The sequence below is a fragment of the Flavobacterium sp. Arc2 genome, from assembly GCF_041431385.1.
GTDB lineage: Bacteria > Bacteroidota > Bacteroidia > Flavobacteriales > Flavobacteriaceae > Flavobacterium.
The window spans coordinates 244,228-260,234 of sequence record NZ_JASMRH010000001.1; the positions used below are offsets into that span (position 1 = coordinate 244,228).

At 34.0% G+C, this 16,007-nt stretch carries 16 protein-coding genes; 7 read left to right on the forward strand and 9 right to left on the reverse strand.

The features are described 5' to 3' along the window. The first annotated feature begins 45 nt into the window (after positions 1–45). From QO182_RS01115 to QO182_RS01135, 5 genes are all read left to right on the forward strand, one after another. A complete protein-coding gene (locus QO182_RS01115; RefSeq protein WP_371559466.1) occupies positions 46–1,011 on the forward strand; it encodes an SIS domain-containing protein in 966 nt (321 codons plus the stop codon). Then, entirely contained in the window at positions 1,011–1,817 is an 807-nt protein-coding gene (tatC, locus tag QO182_RS01120) for a twin-arginine translocase subunit TatC (protein ID WP_371535210.1), read from the forward strand. The genes QO182_RS01115 and tatC overlap by 1 nt, the downstream gene beginning before the upstream one ends. Positions 1,818–1,819: 2 nt before the next feature. Then, the gene (locus QO182_RS01125) at positions 1,820–2,173 is read left to right on the forward strand and encodes a carboxymuconolactone decarboxylase family protein (protein ID WP_371535211.1); all 354 of its coding nucleotides are present in this window, start codon (positions 1,820–1,822) and stop codon (positions 2,171–2,173) included. Positions 2,174–2,336: 163 nt separating this feature from the next. Continuing rightward, complete coding sequence (gene lptB / locus QO182_RS01130) at positions 2,337–3,077, forward strand: LPS export ABC transporter ATP-binding protein (RefSeq protein ID WP_371535212.1); 741 nt, start codon at positions 2,337–2,339, stop codon at positions 3,075–3,077. A 141-nt stretch (positions 3,078–3,218) separates the two neighbouring features. Continuing rightward, positions 3,219–3,452, forward strand: a complete 234-nt coding sequence (locus QO182_RS01135; protein WP_371559468.1) for a DUF5808 domain-containing protein — start codon at positions 3,219–3,221, stop codon at positions 3,450–3,452. Positions 3,453–3,477: 25 nt separating this feature from the next. Here QO182_RS01135 and QO182_RS01140 read toward each other — a convergent pair whose 3' ends face one another. Together QO182_RS01140 and QO182_RS01145 are read right to left on the reverse strand one after the other, a co-directional pair. Beyond that, complete coding sequence (locus QO182_RS01140; RefSeq protein ID WP_371559470.1) at positions 3,478–4,341, reverse strand: glycoside hydrolase family 25 protein; 864 nt, start codon at positions 4,339–4,341, stop codon at positions 3,478–3,480. Further along, a complete protein-coding gene (locus QO182_RS01145; RefSeq protein WP_371535216.1) occupies positions 4,322–5,047 on the reverse strand; it encodes a phosphatidylcholine/phosphatidylserine synthase in 726 nt (241 codons plus the stop codon). The genes QO182_RS01140 and QO182_RS01145 overlap by 20 nt, the downstream gene beginning before the upstream one ends. Before the next feature lie 278 nt (positions 5,048–5,325). On the opposite strand from QO182_RS01145, the gene QO182_RS01150 reads away from it, so the two are divergent. After that, positions 5,326–6,312 carry a PorV/PorQ family protein gene (locus QO182_RS01150; RefSeq protein WP_371559557.1) on the forward strand — a complete coding sequence of 329 codons (987 nt, stop codon included), beginning with the start codon at positions 5,326–5,328 and terminating at the stop codon, positions 6,310–6,312. Positions 6,313–6,331: 19 nt separating this feature from the next. Continuing rightward, positions 6,332–7,471: a DUF4105 domain-containing protein gene (locus QO182_RS01155; protein WP_371559471.1), complete on the forward strand. Its 1,140-nt coding sequence runs from the start codon at positions 6,332–6,334 to the stop codon at positions 7,469–7,471. Between the two features lie 313 nt (positions 7,472–7,784). Here the strand turns inward: QO182_RS01155 and QO182_RS01160 are convergent, their stop codons facing one another. From QO182_RS01160 to QO182_RS01190, 7 genes are all read right to left on the reverse strand, one after another. Next, positions 7,785–9,182: a sugar transferase gene (locus tag QO182_RS01160; RefSeq protein ID WP_371559559.1), complete on the reverse strand. Its 1,398-nt coding sequence runs from the start codon at positions 9,180–9,182 to the stop codon at positions 7,785–7,787. A 202-nt stretch (positions 9,183–9,384) separates the two neighbouring features. Further along, complete coding sequence (locus QO182_RS01165) at positions 9,385–10,722, reverse strand: O-antigen ligase family protein (protein ID WP_371559472.1); 1,338 nt, start codon at positions 10,720–10,722, stop codon at positions 9,385–9,387. Then, entirely contained in the window at positions 10,715–11,806 is a 1,092-nt protein-coding gene (locus tag QO182_RS01170) for a glycosyltransferase (RefSeq protein WP_371559473.1), read from the reverse strand. Before QO182_RS01170 ends, QO182_RS01165 begins: the two co-directional genes overlap by 8 nt. Further along, positions 11,806–12,921 carry a glycosyltransferase gene (locus QO182_RS01175; protein WP_371559474.1) on the reverse strand — a complete coding sequence of 372 codons (1,116 nt, stop codon included), beginning with the start codon at positions 12,919–12,921 and terminating at the stop codon, positions 11,806–11,808. Before QO182_RS01175 ends, QO182_RS01170 begins: the two co-directional genes overlap by 1 nt. Next, positions 12,921–13,475, reverse strand: a complete 555-nt coding sequence (locus tag QO182_RS01180) for a serine O-acetyltransferase (protein WP_371559478.1) — start codon at positions 13,473–13,475, stop codon at positions 12,921–12,923. Before QO182_RS01180 ends, QO182_RS01175 begins: the two co-directional genes overlap by 1 nt. Before the next feature lie 4 nt (positions 13,476–13,479). Further along, positions 13,480–14,472 (reverse strand): glycosyltransferase family 2 protein, encoded by a 993-nt coding sequence (locus QO182_RS01185; protein ID WP_371559482.1) that lies wholly within the window; start codon positions 14,470–14,472, stop codon positions 13,480–13,482. Then, a complete protein-coding gene (locus QO182_RS01190; RefSeq protein WP_371559486.1) occupies positions 14,469–16,007 on the reverse strand; it encodes a glycosyltransferase family 2 protein in 1,539 nt (512 codons plus the stop codon). The genes QO182_RS01185 and QO182_RS01190 overlap by 4 nt, the downstream gene beginning before the upstream one ends.

The following is a 16,007-nucleotide window of genomic DNA, read 5'->3' on the forward strand; positions in this document are numbered from 1 at the left end:
AAGATACTAAATTCTTTTACACTCACAAATTTTAAACATTCTGTTTTGACATCTAAAGAAAACATATTGGCGACAGCCAAAAAAACCATTCTATCTGAGAGCCAGTCAATTGAAAAACTAACTGATTTTCTGGACGATAATTTCTCAGATGCGACACAGGCAATCTATAATTCCAACGGAAGATTAATCGTTACTGGAATCGGAAAGAGCGCCATTATTGCTCAGAAAATGGTAGCTACATTTAATTCTACTGGAACACCTTCGCTATTTCTTCACGCCTCTGAAGCGATTCATGGAGACTTAGGCATGGTACAAAAGGACGATATTATCATCTGCATTTCAAAAAGCGGAAACAGTCCTGAAATAAAGGTGCTTGTCCCTCTTTTGAAACGTTTTGGAAATACATTGATTGCCATAACTGGAAACATGACTTCATTTCTTGCTAAAGGATCTGACTATATTTTGAACACTACTGTAGACGCCGAAGCTTGCCCTAATAACCTTGCTCCTATTAATAGCACAACTGCTCAATTAGTAATGGGTGATGCTATTGCGGTTTGCCTAATGGAAATGCGTAATTTCTCAGCAGAAGATTTTGCAATATACCATCCCGGAGGTGCTTTAGGTAAAAAATTATTACTTAGAGTTAAGGATATGTTAGAACATACTCTAAAACCTATGGTCTCTCCAGATGCACCTATAAAGCAAGTGATTTTTGAAATCTCAGAAAAACGCCTTGGTGTTACCGCGGTTATTGAAAACGATAAAGTAATCGGAATCATAACAGACGGTGATATTCGAAGAATGCTAAACGAAAGGGATTCATTTGCAGAATTAACTGCAAAAGACATCATGACCAAAAACCCAAAATTAATTCAATCAAACGATATGGTTGTCGACGCACTGAACATTCTCGAAGATTTCTCCATTACTCAATTAGTTGTGGTAGATAATGGTGAATACAAAGGAGTTTTACATCTACACGATATTTTAAAAGAAGGACTAGTATAATGGCAAAGAAAAATCAAAACGAAATGTCGTTTTTAGATCATCTAGAAGATTTAAGATGGTTATTAGTACGCAGCACAATAGCAATAATTATCATGGCTATTGCCACTTATTTTTTTAGTGATTACCTATTTGACACTATTATATTTGGACCTACAAGGCCCACGTTTTTTACGTATCATTTTTTCTGTGATCTATCCCATTCATTAGGTTTTGCAGATAGTATTTGCATTACTGAGATGCCCTTTATCATTCAAAACACGGAGATGGAAGGTCAGGTAAATGTGTTCATCTGGGTATGTATTCTTGCCGGATTTATTTTAAGTTTTCCCTATATATTATGGGAAATATGGAAATTTATAAGTCCTGCACTTTATGTGAATGAAAAGAAAAATGCAAAAGTGTTCATCTTTTTTTCTTCACTACTTTTCTTTATTGGGGTCCTGTTTGGCTACTTTGTAGTCATCCCCATGTCAGTCAACTTCGTGGCCACCTTCACGGTCAGTCCTGTTGTCCTCAATCAGTTTACGTTAGATTCTTATATTGGGATGGTGAAAACATCTGTTCTGGCAAGTGGTTTGTTTTTTGAATTACCAATTATTATCTACTTCTTGACAAAACTAGGGCTTGTAACTCCTGAATTTTTAAGAACCTACAGAAAATATGCAATTGTACTTGTACTTGTTATCGCTGCTATCGTAACACCACCAGATGTAGTAAGTCAAACTATTGTTGCAATTCCAATGTTATTAATCTACGAAGCAAGTATCTTTATTTCGGTATTTGTATCTAAAAATAAAAAAGAATAATTATGGCCGCTATTATTGAAGAATTTAATGAATATCGTTCTAAAATGAACGAAAAGTTGCTAGCTGACAACAACAAAATAGTAAAAAGAATTTTCAACCTAGACACTAATGCTTACGCTGCCGGTGCTCTTGATGTGAAAACAAAAGAACTTTTGGGTTTAGTCGCTTCTGCAGTTTTACGTTGTGATGACTGTGTAAAATATCATTTGGAAACCAGTCATAAAATTGGAGTAACCAAAGAAGAAATGATGGAAGCAATGGGAATTGCAACCTTAGTCGGAGGAACTATTGTGGTACCTCATTTACGCAGAGCTTATGAGTTCTGGGAAGCATTAGAAGAAACCACTACAAAATAACATTCTTCTTCTTTAATTAAAAAAGTAGTTCTTGGCCTATTTGGGCCAATAAATAAACTTGGAAAGAAACTAAATAATTGTTAATACGGTTATTTGTTAATTTGCTTATTCGTTTATTTGACACGATTAAACAATTAAACGATTAACGTTTAAACCAAAGCATATGATTTTAAGAGCTGAAAATTTAGTAAAAACATACAAAGGAAGAAGCGTTGTAAAAGGCATTTCGGTAGAAGTAAATCAAGGTGAAATCGTTGGTCTGTTAGGGCCTAATGGTGCCGGAAAAACAACTTCTTTTTATATGATTGTAGGATTGGTTAAACCAAATTCAGGTAACATCTACCTAGACGACTTGAACATTACCGATTATCCTATGTACAAAAGAGCACAGCAAGGAATTGGATATTTAGCACAAGAGGCTTCTGTCTTTAGAAAACTGAGTATCGAAGATAACATCTTGAGTGTACTCCAATTAACAACTCTTTCTAAAGAAGAACAAGTCGCTAAAATGGAAAGTTTGATTGCCGAATTTAGTTTGGAGCACATCCGTACCAATCGTGGTGATTTACTATCTGGAGGAGAACGTCGTCGTACTGAAATTGCACGATGTTTGGCTACGGACCCTAAATTCATTTTACTTGACGAACCTTTTGCTGGTGTTGATCCCGTAGCCGTAGAAGACATCCAGAGAATTGTAGCGCAATTAAAAAACAAGAACATCGGAATCCTCATCACGGATCACAACGTACAGGAAACCTTAGCAATTACAGATAAAACCTATCTTATGTTTGAAGGTGGAATCCTAAAAGCAGGAGTACCGGAAGAATTAGTGGAAGATGAAATGGTACGTCGCGTATACCTGGGACAGAATTTTGAATTAAGAAAGAAAAAAATCGAGTTTTAGTTCTTCTTTTCGAATAGTAACTTTCCGCCTTAAAAATTGTTTATAGAACATTTTTAGAAATTATCGAAGGCCAAGAACGTACTAATGCAACATGTCGTAAATTTAGTTATCTCACAATCCTTAATCCAATAGCTAACCAAAATGGATCAAAAAGAAAAACCAAGCAAAGAAACTTTAGAGAAATGGCACAAAGATCCAAACAATTGGAAATTAGGCATATTATATTATAACAAAGAAGACAAACGAATATTACCCCCAAAAAGAATGGCTTGGGCTGGATGGACTGTCAATTTCGCAAATCCTATTTCAGTAGCCTTATTAGTAATTCTATTAATTATTATAATCGGGATTAGTTTTTTCGCTCCAAAAAAATAATTATCCTATATATTACTGTGATAAATTATTCAATGGTGATGAATTTTAATTGCTGTAGGTCGCCATTATAAATATTCACATCTACATTGCCTTTTACTCCTGAGACACTTGCTTTTTCAGTGAATTGCCAAAACAACCACTCTTCCTGGATATTTTCCCGATAAAAATTATAATTAGCAATCCAAAAAAGATAATCACTGAACTCTTCTTTTAGAAAATCATCGTAGTAACTTTCTCCAGTATAGATTATAGGCTTTACTTTATAATGTTCCTCTACTCTTTTCAACCACCTTCTTAATCCGATTTTTAATCGTTCCACAGATTGATTTTTGGGTAACTTTTCAATATCTAAAACAGGAGGTAAATCCCCTTTTCTTAAAGTTACTGTTTTAATAAAAAGCTCCGCCTGTTCTAAGGAATTTTCGTTAGGACGATAGTAATGGTAGGCTCCCCGAATGAGTTTATTGCTTTTGGCGCCAAGCCAGTTTCTCCTGAATTGCCTGTCTAAGCGATCATTACCCACGGTAGCCCTAATAAAAACAAAGTGTACGGGATATTTATTCTCTAAGGTATCAACATCTAGCCAGCTGATTTTTCCTTGGTATTCAGAAACGTCTAGTCCGATTGCTTTCCCTTCGTGATTGTCTAAAACCTGGTAATTCCGAACATCAGAAATACGTTTATCTTCCGCCTCCTGCTGTAAAACCTTATTTGATTTAAAACTAAAATAATAGGCTAGGCCATTTCGATAATGATACCCCATTCCAAAAACAAGAAGCATGAAAAAAGCAACTATCGCAAAGCGCAGCACTTTCCCAGAGAAAAAAGAAGCTTTCTTTTTAGTCCCGCGACGCACGGGCGGCTTTCTTTTAACGCTTTTTTTTCTCATCCAATAAAAATTTATTGCTCACTATTGAAAGTAACACATACCCAATGATAACCAATGGAATTCCTGCATATTGAAAAAATATCAACAACAAAAAAGAAAAGAATAAAAAGACAATTTGGAGTGTATTATCCTTGAGGTTGAACTTTTTAATCTTCAAAGAAAACAACGGAATCTCCGCATTCAAAATGTAAGCACTAAAAAGCGTGATTGCTAACAAAACCCATTGATTAGTTAAGATTTCGAGAACAATTAGAGAATCTGAATATTTCAAAACTAAGGGCAAACTTAAAATAAAAAGAGCGTTCGCAGGCGTTGGCAATCCAATAAATGAATTCGTCTGACGGGTGTCAATATTAAATACAGCCAATCGATAACAAGAACCCATGGTTATGATAAATCCAAGATAAGGCATCATAAAGTGCGTTGAGATTTCGTGCTGACTGTTTGAAAGCAGAAAAAACATGACATATCCTGGCACTAATCCGCTTGTCACCATATCAGCTAAGGAATCCAATTGTAAACCCAATGGTCCTGAAACTTTCAATAATCTGGCAAAAAAACCATCAAAAAAATCTAAAAAGATACCAAGACATACAAAATAAAAAGCCATTTCAAATTCTGACTTAGTAACAAAGACCATAGCAATACAGCCACACAGTAGATTAAGTAATGTTATTGAATTAGGAATGTGTTTTTTAATGTTCATCGCAATTTGAAATTTAAAGTCTGAGCTGACAAATTTAATATAATAAGTGAATGCAAGCCACGTTTTCTATAGAGATTATCAACAGTGCCTTTGACAATCCTATTTATTTAGTAAAAGAACGAACTAAGCTCAGCAAAATATTATATTTTTGATGAAAATTTAATCCTGCTTTGAGCTGGTAAAAAACAGTACGATTGAAAAAAAATTATTTTTTTTTATTGCTTTTAGTTTACGTCGTAAATTACGGTCAAGCAGTTAGGAAATATTCTAATGAGTTTGTGAATATAGGAGTCGATGCAGCAGCCTTAGGGATGGCCAACGCAGTTACAGCTTCTACCGCCGATGTGAATTCAGGATACTGGAATCCAGCGGGACTAACCCACTTAGAAGATCATCAACTAGCTTTGATGCACGCTAATTATTTTGCAAATATAGCTCAATACGATTACATTGGGTATGCAAGTCCTATTGACGACCGCAGTGCTTGGGGAATTTCCTTAATCCGTTTTGGGGTCGATGATATTTTGAACACTACCGAATTAATAGACAGTCAGGGAAATATTGATTACAACCGAATCAGTCTTTTTTCTACGGCAGATTATGGCTTTACTTTTTCTTATGCTCGAAAATTACCCGTTGCTGGATTTCAATATGGAGTAAATGCAAAAGTTATAAGAAGAATTATCGGAAAATTTGCTGATTCCTGGGGATTTGGATTCGATGTCGGACTCCAGTTTGAAAAAAATGACTGGCAATTTGGATTAATGATTCGCGACATTACCACCACCTATAATGTTTGGAACATAAACGAAAAAGAATATCAAAAAATTGCCGATGCGATACCGGGACAAAATCAAGAACTACCCGAAAGCACTGAAATCACAGCTCCGAAAGCTCAACTAGGAGTTTCTAAAAAATTTATCGTGCGTTATGACTATAGCATTATGGCTGCTGCCAATGTAAACATGCGTTTTGCCAAAACCAATGATTTATTTTCTTCTGATTTCGTAAGCGTTGATCCCGCTTTAGGACTCGAATTTGGTTATACTGATCTTGTTTTTGTGCGTGCTGGAGTGGGTAATTTCCAAAACATCGAGCAATTAGACAGCACTCAGAAAGTAGGCTTCCAACCCAATATTGGATTGGGTTTTAAATACAAAGGAATCCAAGTGGATTATGCCTTAACCGATTTAGGAAATCAAAGCGCTGCTTTGTATTCAAATATATTTTCGTTAAAAGTGGATTTATCGCTTTTCAGGAATTAACTATACCAATAAAAAAATAATGAACATTTCTCTTTTAAAAAAAATAGCATTATCCCTGATACTTCTTGCGACAGTCCATACGACTTTTGCACAAACCCCTATATTATCAGAAAATGCTCGTGTGAGTGTGATAACTTGTGGAACTGGAAATGAATCGTATTCCCTTTTTGGACATACAGCGATCCGAATTAGCGATCCGAACCAATTTATAGATCTTGTTTATAACTATGGTGCTTTTGACTTTAACACGCCTAACTTTGTCGCTAAGTTCACAAAAGGAGACTTGCAGTATTTTGCTGTTGTACATCCGTATACCGATTTCATCAACGAATACACCTATGAAAGAAGATCTGTTTACGAGCAGGAACTAAACATCTCTGACACTCTTAAACAAAGATTGTTTGAGAATCTTACTACTTCCTTAGCTTCTGGAGAAAGCCATTATACCTATAAGTTTATTGATAAAAACTGTACCTCAATGGTTGTAGATATTATCAACAAAACATTAGGCACTACTGCTATCGTAAAAAACACCGATACTGACATCACTTACAGAACTATATTATACCCCTATTTTGATGGTCACTTCTATGAAAAACTGGGAACTAGTATCATTTTTGGACAAAAAGTAGATGAATTAGGTACTAAAATATTTTTGCCCTTAGAATTACAAAAAAGTTTAAGAACAGTACAATTCAACAACCAGCTGCTTGCCAAGGAAAATAAAATACTTCTCGAGTATAATGAACCAACTCCTAGCTCTTGGTGGAATAACTTCTATACGTATGGACTTTTTCTAGGATTCATTCTCTTAATGAATAATAAAATAATAAACCAAATCTACTTTTTGATAATGGGACTGTTAGGTGTATTCTTTTTGTTTATTGGATTGTATTCAAGCCATCATGAACTAGCGTATAATTATAACGTCTTATTGTTCAACCCCGCATTGCTTGTACTGCTTTACTTTTATTACAAAGACAACAATAAATGGACCTACAACCTCTCTCTGTTTAATCTGCTTTGTTTAGCAGTTTACTTACTTATCCTGATTAACAAAGCGCATTTATTGATTGTGCTACCTCTTATTATTACGAGTGGATTATTATTAGTGAAATTAGCACTGAAAAACAAAAAGAAGATTTCTATTGTAATCTAGATAAAGTAATCCAGTATAGAGCACTTGATATTAATTCAATAACAAGGTAAATAGTAAAGGACTATCAGTTGCTTACAATCCTATAAAAGCTGGCACGCAAATGAAACGGGTTTAGAAGATTACCGCAGGTTAAAAAAAGTTTTTCCATCTGTCAAATCAGTGTAATCTGTGGCCTATTATCTATTTACATCCGCTTACCGTACATAAACAAATAGTATTGAAAAAAAGGGTATTTTAGTTTATCCCACCACGAAAGCTTTCGAGAATAACGGGAAGTGATTCTTGAAATCTATTATCCTTTGCCGTTACCTCGTTACTGCCCTCTGTAAAACAATACAGTTGTAATGGTTTTTAATGCAATATTCAAATCCAGATAAAAGCTTCTGTGTTTAATGTAATAAAGATCATATTGCAGTTTAATTAGGCTATCATCAATCGATTCTCCATACGAATAATTGACCTGTGCCCATCCAGTCAGTCCGGGTTTTATAATATGTCTAGTCTCATAAAATGGCATTATTTCTGAAATTTCTTTTACAAAGAAAGGACGCTCAGGACGAGGTCCCACTATCGCCATATCTCCTTTTAAAACATTAAGAAATTGAGGAAACTCATCGATCCTGGTTTTACGCATAAATTTTCCGAAAGCCGTAACTCTGGAATCGCCGTTTGTAGAAAAAATGGCTCCATTACTTTCGGAGCCATTCTTCATACTCCTAAATTTTAAAATAAAAAAAACAACTCCGTTCTTACCTACACGTTCTTGTGTGTAGAATAACTTCCCTTTATTATTGATGGAATTGGCTAATAAAATAAAGGGCATCATAAGTAAACACAAAGCCAAACCAATTATGGCAAGACCGATTTCAAAAACCCTAACAATTGCTAAATATAACTTATTGTGATTATTTCTACTAAATGGGAAAAAACGATAAAAATCCCTTGAGATGTATTGCACAGGTATGCGGTAGGTTTTGCTCTCATAAACCTGTGTGTATTCCCGGATCAACTTTCCGGATTCTAACAACTGAATCAATTGTTGGTACAATTCCGCAGTGATTCCTGCTGTTTTTTGGGAAGCAATTACAATTTCAGAAACGGAATTTTTCTTTACAAAAGAAGCTAAATCCTTTTTGTTTATTGGCTCAACATAATGATAATGTCTTATGTCAATATTTGCATCAACATCAGCGCTCACATACCCAATAATCTTATAGTGCGGATCAATGTTTTCTAATCCTAAAATTAATTCTTCTACTTGATCTTTATCACAAACTAATACTGCATTCTGAAAAAATCGATTGCTGGCCAGAAATCGACAATAAAACAACCTCCATAAAATTAATGTCGAAAAAATAATTCCGAAAAAAACTAAGATCTGTAAACGGTTAGAGGGAAGCTCCGGTGAAAAAATGGGTGTCAGTAAATAAACAAATACCGTAGTCGATACTGTTAGCAACGTGCTTTTTAAGATTTGAAGCTCATTACTAGCAACCTGTAAATCATACATTTCAAAAATAATCGCAAAAATACTAAGATACATTACCAAAAAGACAACATAATAGCCAATGGACACGCTCGCTTCCAGGTAGTTCAGATCAAAAAAATGCCCAACTCCATACACAGCGACTAAAACAAAAACAACATCAAAGAGACGAAGAATCATTTTTCGCTCAGATATTTCAAAATGAATTTTCTTTTTTGGCATTATTTTGCAGTGGTATTTCTCGCAATTTAGTGTTTTTGCTCAAATATAGATTTAAGTGACGTTAAATTTTTCTTTAAAACTATCTTACTATAAATTTAACGATTATTGCACTCAATTGTTTTAAAAAACTGACCGAAAATACTAAAAATATCGTTTTATCGACTATTGGTAAAGTGAAGCATGATAACTTTTTTCTATCCTAATGCTATTCTTTTTTTGAGGGCGCCACTAATTGAACATTCAACAAAGACAAGGAATAAACAAAAGCAGGCAAAGCTGTTCGCATCGCAGCGTGATTTATCGTTAAAAACCAGAATGCCACAAAACACAGTAAAAACATGTTAAACTTATTTTCCAGATACAATACTAATGGTGTAAAAAATAAAATCAATAATCCAATAATACCTAATAATCCATGTTCAGCAAGCATCCTCGTAATTTCATCATGAGATGCTGAAAAATTACCAGTTTCCAATTCGCGAACTTCAGCTCCTTTAGCAACTCCAACTCCAAAGATAGGATTATCCAAAAACATATTAATTTCAGTTGTGGCTATATCTTCCCTTCCGGTAAATTGGTTTACTTTTTCCCTTCCCTGTGCATCCTGATTAGCGTATCGTTTATTTATTAATCCACCGGTCTGAAAAGAAGTATAAGTCCAAATCGCTACCATTGCCACTACAATGATTACTAAAATATAATTTAATTTCACCCTGCCCCTAAAATTCGATTTAAAATATAAGAACGATAGCAACAGTACAATCATCAAAAACCCAGTGATCATACCTCCACGAGAAAAAGTGACCATTCCTCTATAACTAATGTTTAATGCAATAATCAGATTGAGAATTAACAAGAACTTTGATCTCGATTCTAATACAATCCTTGAAAAGAAAATAAACATCCCCAAGCCTAAAAAAGTAGCTACTTGATTTGGACCAAACCCTCCAGAAGTTTCAAAATTAGATTGCGTACCAGTAATGACATCCCGAACGTTGGGAGTATATAAAGTCAAATAGACTGCACAGCTTAAAATAGGAAGTCCGACACATAATAACAATGAATTCATTTGCTCTAACGTTACTTTTCGCCTATACGTATAGATAGATACTACGGCTAAACATACGGGGCCAGAAATATTAAATGCAATGGTTGTTCTAATATTGGTATCAAAATTCAAAACAAAACTGGAAATAATTACACTAGGAACTAATAATAACAAAAAAATCCAGTAAGGTATTGCTCCTTTAGAAAACCCTTTAAAATACATCCCAATTAAAATGAAAAGCAGTACTCCATATTTAGAGAATTCATATGTAATATTACCTCCTGTCATTCTCAATAGGACTTCAGACCCTGCTATATAAGCACCGGCCATTAAAGCTTCATTATTTCTATTTTGAGTTTTAATTACGTAATAACCTCCTAATAAAAACATGGTATACCCATACAATTTAGAGGCAAATGGAAACAGATATATTACAATACCAATCGCAACGTGCAATAAAATTAAATAAAGATAATTAGTTTCTTCTTTAGTCATTTTTTATTGTAAGTTTTAACCAATTCACATATTGTTTAATCACAATTTGCTCGTTGTACTGTTCGTTTATCGTTTTATAAAACGAATTCCCTAATTGTTCTCTTAGAACCTCATCATTAATTAGATCTAAGAGTGAATCGTAAAAAAGAACCTCATCTTCAAGAGCAATCACTAAACCATTTTTACCATGAATCACCACCGTTGCTATTTCACCAACATCCGTAACTAAAACTGGCTTTCGATGCAGACCATATTCTAGCAAAGCAACAGGCAAACCCTCGGACTGAGAACTAAGAATTGCTATTGTTGACTGTTCTAATATAGTAGCAATATCTGATTGGCTATCATATATAAAAACATTTTCGCTAAGACCTTTATCAATAATTTCTTTTTTTATTGCAGTGGAATATTCATCTTTAAAATCTTTTCCAACTAAATGAAAAGTCCAATCTAGCTTCACTTTTTTAAGTTTTTCAGCCATTCTCAAAACTAAAAAATGATTTTTTTGAAATCGTAAATTCGCCAAACACACAATTCTTTTCCCTTCAACACCATGCAATATTGCACTTTTCACAACTGTAAAATAATTTTCTTCGTTGACAAAGTTGGGTAAAAACAAGCTATTACTAAAGTTTAGTTCCTTTATTGCCCAATTTTTTAATTTTTGATTCACTACTAAAATGCCACTAAAATAAGGAAGTGCAATTTTTAGTAACCTAGTAGGTCTTTCATCTAAAAACTCACTATCTCCGTAATGATCATGCCAAATAATTTTTACGGAGGGATATACTAATTTTAAAAGAAGTGCTATAAAATAAGAAGTGCTATGAGCATGTACTACTTCTACTTTGTTTTTTGAAACAAATTTTCTTAATCGACAAAGCGCCAAAAAATCTAAACTCTTTTTTTTTTTCAAAAAAAAATAAGGTACTTTTTCACTAATTTGCTTTAGGAGCACCCCTTCTTTTCTAGTAACAATTAATCCAGAAAAATCAACATGATCCGCCAAACCATTAGCATAGTTTACTGCCATACGTTCTGCACCACCTGCTTCTAGAGAATCTATGATTTGAACAATACGCATTAGACTATTAATTTTTTTATTTCGGTTTCAAAAACATCAAGCGTATATTGTCGAGACCAATCGAATGCGTTTTTTTGTTTTAATTTATAATCGCTATTCTTTTGCAAAACATCCGCTATCTTTAGGACATCAACATTCAAATCCATGTTTAATACAACACCTCTATTTTCGTAATCTAACATCCATGGAACGCATGAAACAGGAGTTGCAATAGGCACACAGCCCCAAAACATTCCTTCGGCTATTGCCTTTGGCCAACCTTCACTTTTAGAAGGAAGTACCACAAAATGACTTTGTTGGTACGCTTTCTTTAAAGTTGCTTTATCTTGATTTCCTTTTAACGAAATTATCTCAGTTAAATTATTTTTTGTAATATAGACTTCTAAATTAGTTCGTTCAACACCCTCGCCATACAAATTCAAACCAACATTAAACCCTCTATTCAATAATCCTTCAACTAGTTGTATGGCATACAAAGGATTCTTTCCTTTCACTAAGGCACCTACAAAAATAAAATTAATCTTAGATTCCAGATTCCTAACAACTAAATCTTGCTTTTCTATTTCATAATAACTGGCCGTAAAAAATGATTTGCAGTTCCCTGTTTGTCCTTCCCAAGCTCCGTAAATCAAAACCTGCATATTTCTGGTCAAAAAAGTATTTTGCAGTATTTTTTGTTGGAGTTTATAGGTCCAAGGTTGTTTTGCTTTTGGATCCCAATTACCAGCATATTTTGCGGTTTTGGGTTTACTTGGAAAAAAAATCTGCACAATACAACCCAACAAACCAATATTTCCTGGACATCTAAGATGGATATGATCGGCCCAAAGCATTGCTTTAAACAACACCGTAAAATTGTAAAAAAGAAAAAAAAATGCTTTGCTGCATGCTAAAGTCGTTTTGAGATTAAAATCTACCAACCTAAAATGTCTCTCAAAAGAAAAAGGCAATGGTGAAATTAACAAACCCTTTGAGTTTGCCCAAACAGGACAACAAAAAGCGATAGAATCAGTATATTTATTCCACAATACCAATTCCTCAACATAGGGACTATAAGCATAAACGGAATCATCATTGTAAATAAATGGTGCTGTAGAAACTACTAATAACTTCATTAAATATATCCTTTTGAACCCATATTAGAAATAACAACTGCAGGAACACCCAATACGACATCCTTATCAGACAGAGATTGATTTACTAAAGAACAAGCCCCTATAAGTACCTGATTACCTATTAAAATTTTGCCTGCAATAACCGCATTTGCACCAATATAAACATCGTTGCCTAATACTGGAACTCCTCTTTTTTCACCTATACCTGACACTCCAATGGTAGTACCTTGTGAAATATTACAGTTATTACCAATTACAGCATTGGCATTAATAATTATTCCACCAAAATGGCCTATATAAAACGAATGACCTATTTTTACCGACGCAGGAATCGATATTCCTGTAGTTATTTCAATACCTTTTTGACATAAAAAAGTCAAAAATAAAAAAACAAACCGAAATGGTTGCCAACTAATGTTAGTATAAATAAAATGAGCTACTCTATATTGCAATACTGCCCAAAAGCCTTGGGTAAAAAAGACAATAGCAAAGAAATGACCACCATATTTTTGGTGTTTTTGATAATCAGATTGTATCAATTGCAATAAAGTCATATTTTTATTTTGGCTTACTAAACCACAAACTCCACCATCCTACTGTTCTGCCTAAACTTTCTGTAAGAGCTTCTGCTTTTATATTAGAAGTAAATGTATTGCTAAATCGAATCAATATCAAAATAATTGTTATGGAATGCCACTTTAATTTTGCCTTTAAAGTTGGTTGTGGATTCTTTGTTCGCCAAACATACCAGCCATTGCGCACTACCATTTTACCATACTGATATTTATTGGGTCGGCCGGTAGCAGCATGATAATGACTTAATTTTGCGGAAGTATTTAAATACAACTTCCCCATTTTGGCCACCCTCAAAGTAAAATCGGCATCTTCATACAAGCCATAGCCCTCAAAATAAGTAGAGAACTGTAATAAATCAAATACTTTTTTCCGAAAAGAGGATACGCCTCCCATCAACATTTCAACTTCATATATTTTTCCACTAGGAGGTAAAAAACCCACACTGCGACCATGGGAATACATTGAAGAATAGCCTGGAGGACAATCGCTATCCAGCCCTAATTTTTTTCGAAGTATAAAACGCGAACCCTCTTTACGCTTCCAACCGTCAAAACAATAATCATCTAGAGAAGCATGATAGCGATCTCCAACGAATTCCCATTGTGTCTCATTGTTAATATACCCTCCAGCTCCTAGTGCATCTGGATATACTTTATACGTTTTTAAAATTTGCTCAAAATAATCAACTTCAAGAACCGTATCATCATCTAGAAAACAAACGACTTCTATTTGCTCCCCTACTCGTTCTACCCCATAATTACGTTGCCTCGTTAGTCCTCTTTCATTTTCTAAAACTTTAAAATATTTTAGATTATCAAAAAAATTCAGCTGTAAAACCGTTTGGGTTGCATCGTCTTTAGACCCATCGATTATTAAAATTTCGTTTGGATATACTGTTTGTTTCTGTACCGATTGCAAGAGTTTTAGCAACGGTTCGGGACGCATATACGTACAAATAATTAAAGAGAATTTCATGGTCTATCATTTATTTTATCTGCCCAATAAAGACTTCGTTCCCATTGTTGTTTAAAACTAATGAAGTAAGTATATGGATTTTTTATTGATTGATGCTGGTAATACTTAAAAAACAAAATAGTCTTATAGCCTAAGTTTTGCTGTTTCGTTTTATGCTTCATTTGAAACAACATCACGGTAGGAGAAGGTTTGGGCTGAATTACATCATTCTCCCAAGCTAATTTTGGTTTGGTTCTAAAACCACCCATTGGCGCTTTTAAATGTAAAATTTTAGGCTCCGGCAAATACAACACATCAACCCCTTGATTGCGAAGTTGCATCCCAAAATCGCTATCTTCTCCATAACCAAATTCATAACCTAGACCAAATGTACATTTATTCAAATTAGTAGTAGCAACAATACTACAACCAGAGCCAAAACTTTGCCATTGAACTATCGTATTCAAACTACTTTTTTCATTTTCTCTTAAACAGCTAACCGAAACTGCCTCTACACCATACTTTTCGATTGAAAGAAAACTATTATATAAAAAATCAGACTCAAAAACAATATCATCATCCGCTAGAAAAACCCATTCATTCTCGATCTCTTGTAATGCCAAGTTTCTAGCATTACAAGCTCCTGCTTGATGCGTGAAAATATGTTTGATTTTAAAAGGCCAACTTTCTGTTATCAGATAATCTAAATCTGAAACACTATTCTCAATTGGGTTTTGCTCTACAATAATTACTTTTTGCGGCAATAATGTTTGCTTTGCTAAATCCTTTAAAACATCATGTAAGTATTTTTTTCTACCTATAGTTGGGATAACAACATCAATCGTTTTTTGTTGTATAACATTATCATTAGAGATTACTTTTATATCTTCTAAATTAATCTTGCTTTCTATTCTCTTTTTGTAAAACAACGAAAGGCAAAAAGGAAAAATCACTAGTTTGTTTTCATACCATAATAAATTAAGAAACAATAAAAACACCCAACGCGTTTTATAATGTTGTTTTACAAATCGAAACAAAGTAAACATTGATGCTTTTAACTCCTTACTTTCGTTCTGGTGTAAAAGCAATCTAGGTTCTGAATAGCACAGCAAGCCTTTTGGCATTGCTAACTTTGCTATAGAGCTCAAATAATAATCCAAATTATTTTGACAAGGAATACTATCCAATTTAATGAGCACCGAAGCATGAATCATCCCTACAGCACTACTCATTTGCCAAGTAGGAAAACTTACTTTTTTGTTGACATTCACAAATAGCGATTCATCAACATACCCAATTCGATCACTCAAAAAAGAGCTTTTATTTGGGTTAAAAGAAAGCATTAGTTTATTGTGGTGAAACAGCTTCTTTGCAACCTCAACATTTAAATACTTTGCATAATCAACGTGGCACCATACTAAAACAACATCCGGATTCTTAGTCGCTATTTGTTGCAATCCGCAAGAAACAGAAACTGTAGCATCAAAATTCATTAGTTCTCGTAATTCATTTTCGACCCTATTAATGGCGTTATTAGTATGGTATATAAAAATCAA

Coding starts and splice junctions, on each gene's coding strand:
- tatC (WP_371535210.1), top strand. CDS start 1,011: ATGGCAAAGAAAAATCAAAACGAAATGTCGTTTTTAGATCATCTAGAA.
- QO182_RS01125 (WP_371535211.1), top strand. CDS start 1,820: ATGGCCGCTATTATTGAAGAATTTAATGAATATCGTTCTAAAATGAAC.
- lptB (WP_371535212.1), top strand. CDS start 2,337: ATGATTTTAAGAGCTGAAAATTTAGTAAAAACATACAAAGGAAGAAGC.
- QO182_RS01135 (WP_371559468.1), top strand. CDS start 3,219: ATGGATCAAAAAGAAAAACCAAGCAAAGAAACTTTAGAGAAATGGCAC.
- QO182_RS01140 (WP_371559470.1), bottom strand. CDS start 4,341: ATGAGAAAAAAAAGCGTTAAAAGAAAGCCGCCCGTGCGTCGCGGGACT.
- QO182_RS01145 (WP_371535216.1), bottom strand. CDS start 5,047: ATGAACATTAAAAAACACATTCCTAATTCAATAACATTACTTAATCTA.
- QO182_RS01155 (WP_371559471.1), top strand. CDS start 6,332: ATGAACATTTCTCTTTTAAAAAAAATAGCATTATCCCTGATACTTCTT.
- QO182_RS01165 (WP_371559472.1), bottom strand. CDS start 10,722: ATGACTAAAGAAGAAACTAATTATCTTTATTTAATTTTATTGCACGTT.
- QO182_RS01170 (WP_371559473.1), bottom strand. CDS start 11,806: ATGCGTATTGTTCAAATCATAGATTCTCTAGAAGCAGGTGGTGCAGAA.
- QO182_RS01175 (WP_371559474.1), bottom strand. CDS start 12,921: ATGAAGTTATTAGTAGTTTCTACAGCACCATTTATTTACAATGATGAT.
- QO182_RS01180 (WP_371559478.1), bottom strand. CDS start 13,475: ATGACTTTATTGCAATTGATACAATCTGATTATCAAAAACACCAAAAA.
- QO182_RS01185 (WP_371559482.1), bottom strand. CDS start 14,472: ATGAAATTCTCTTTAATTATTTGTACGTATATGCGTCCCGAACCGTTG.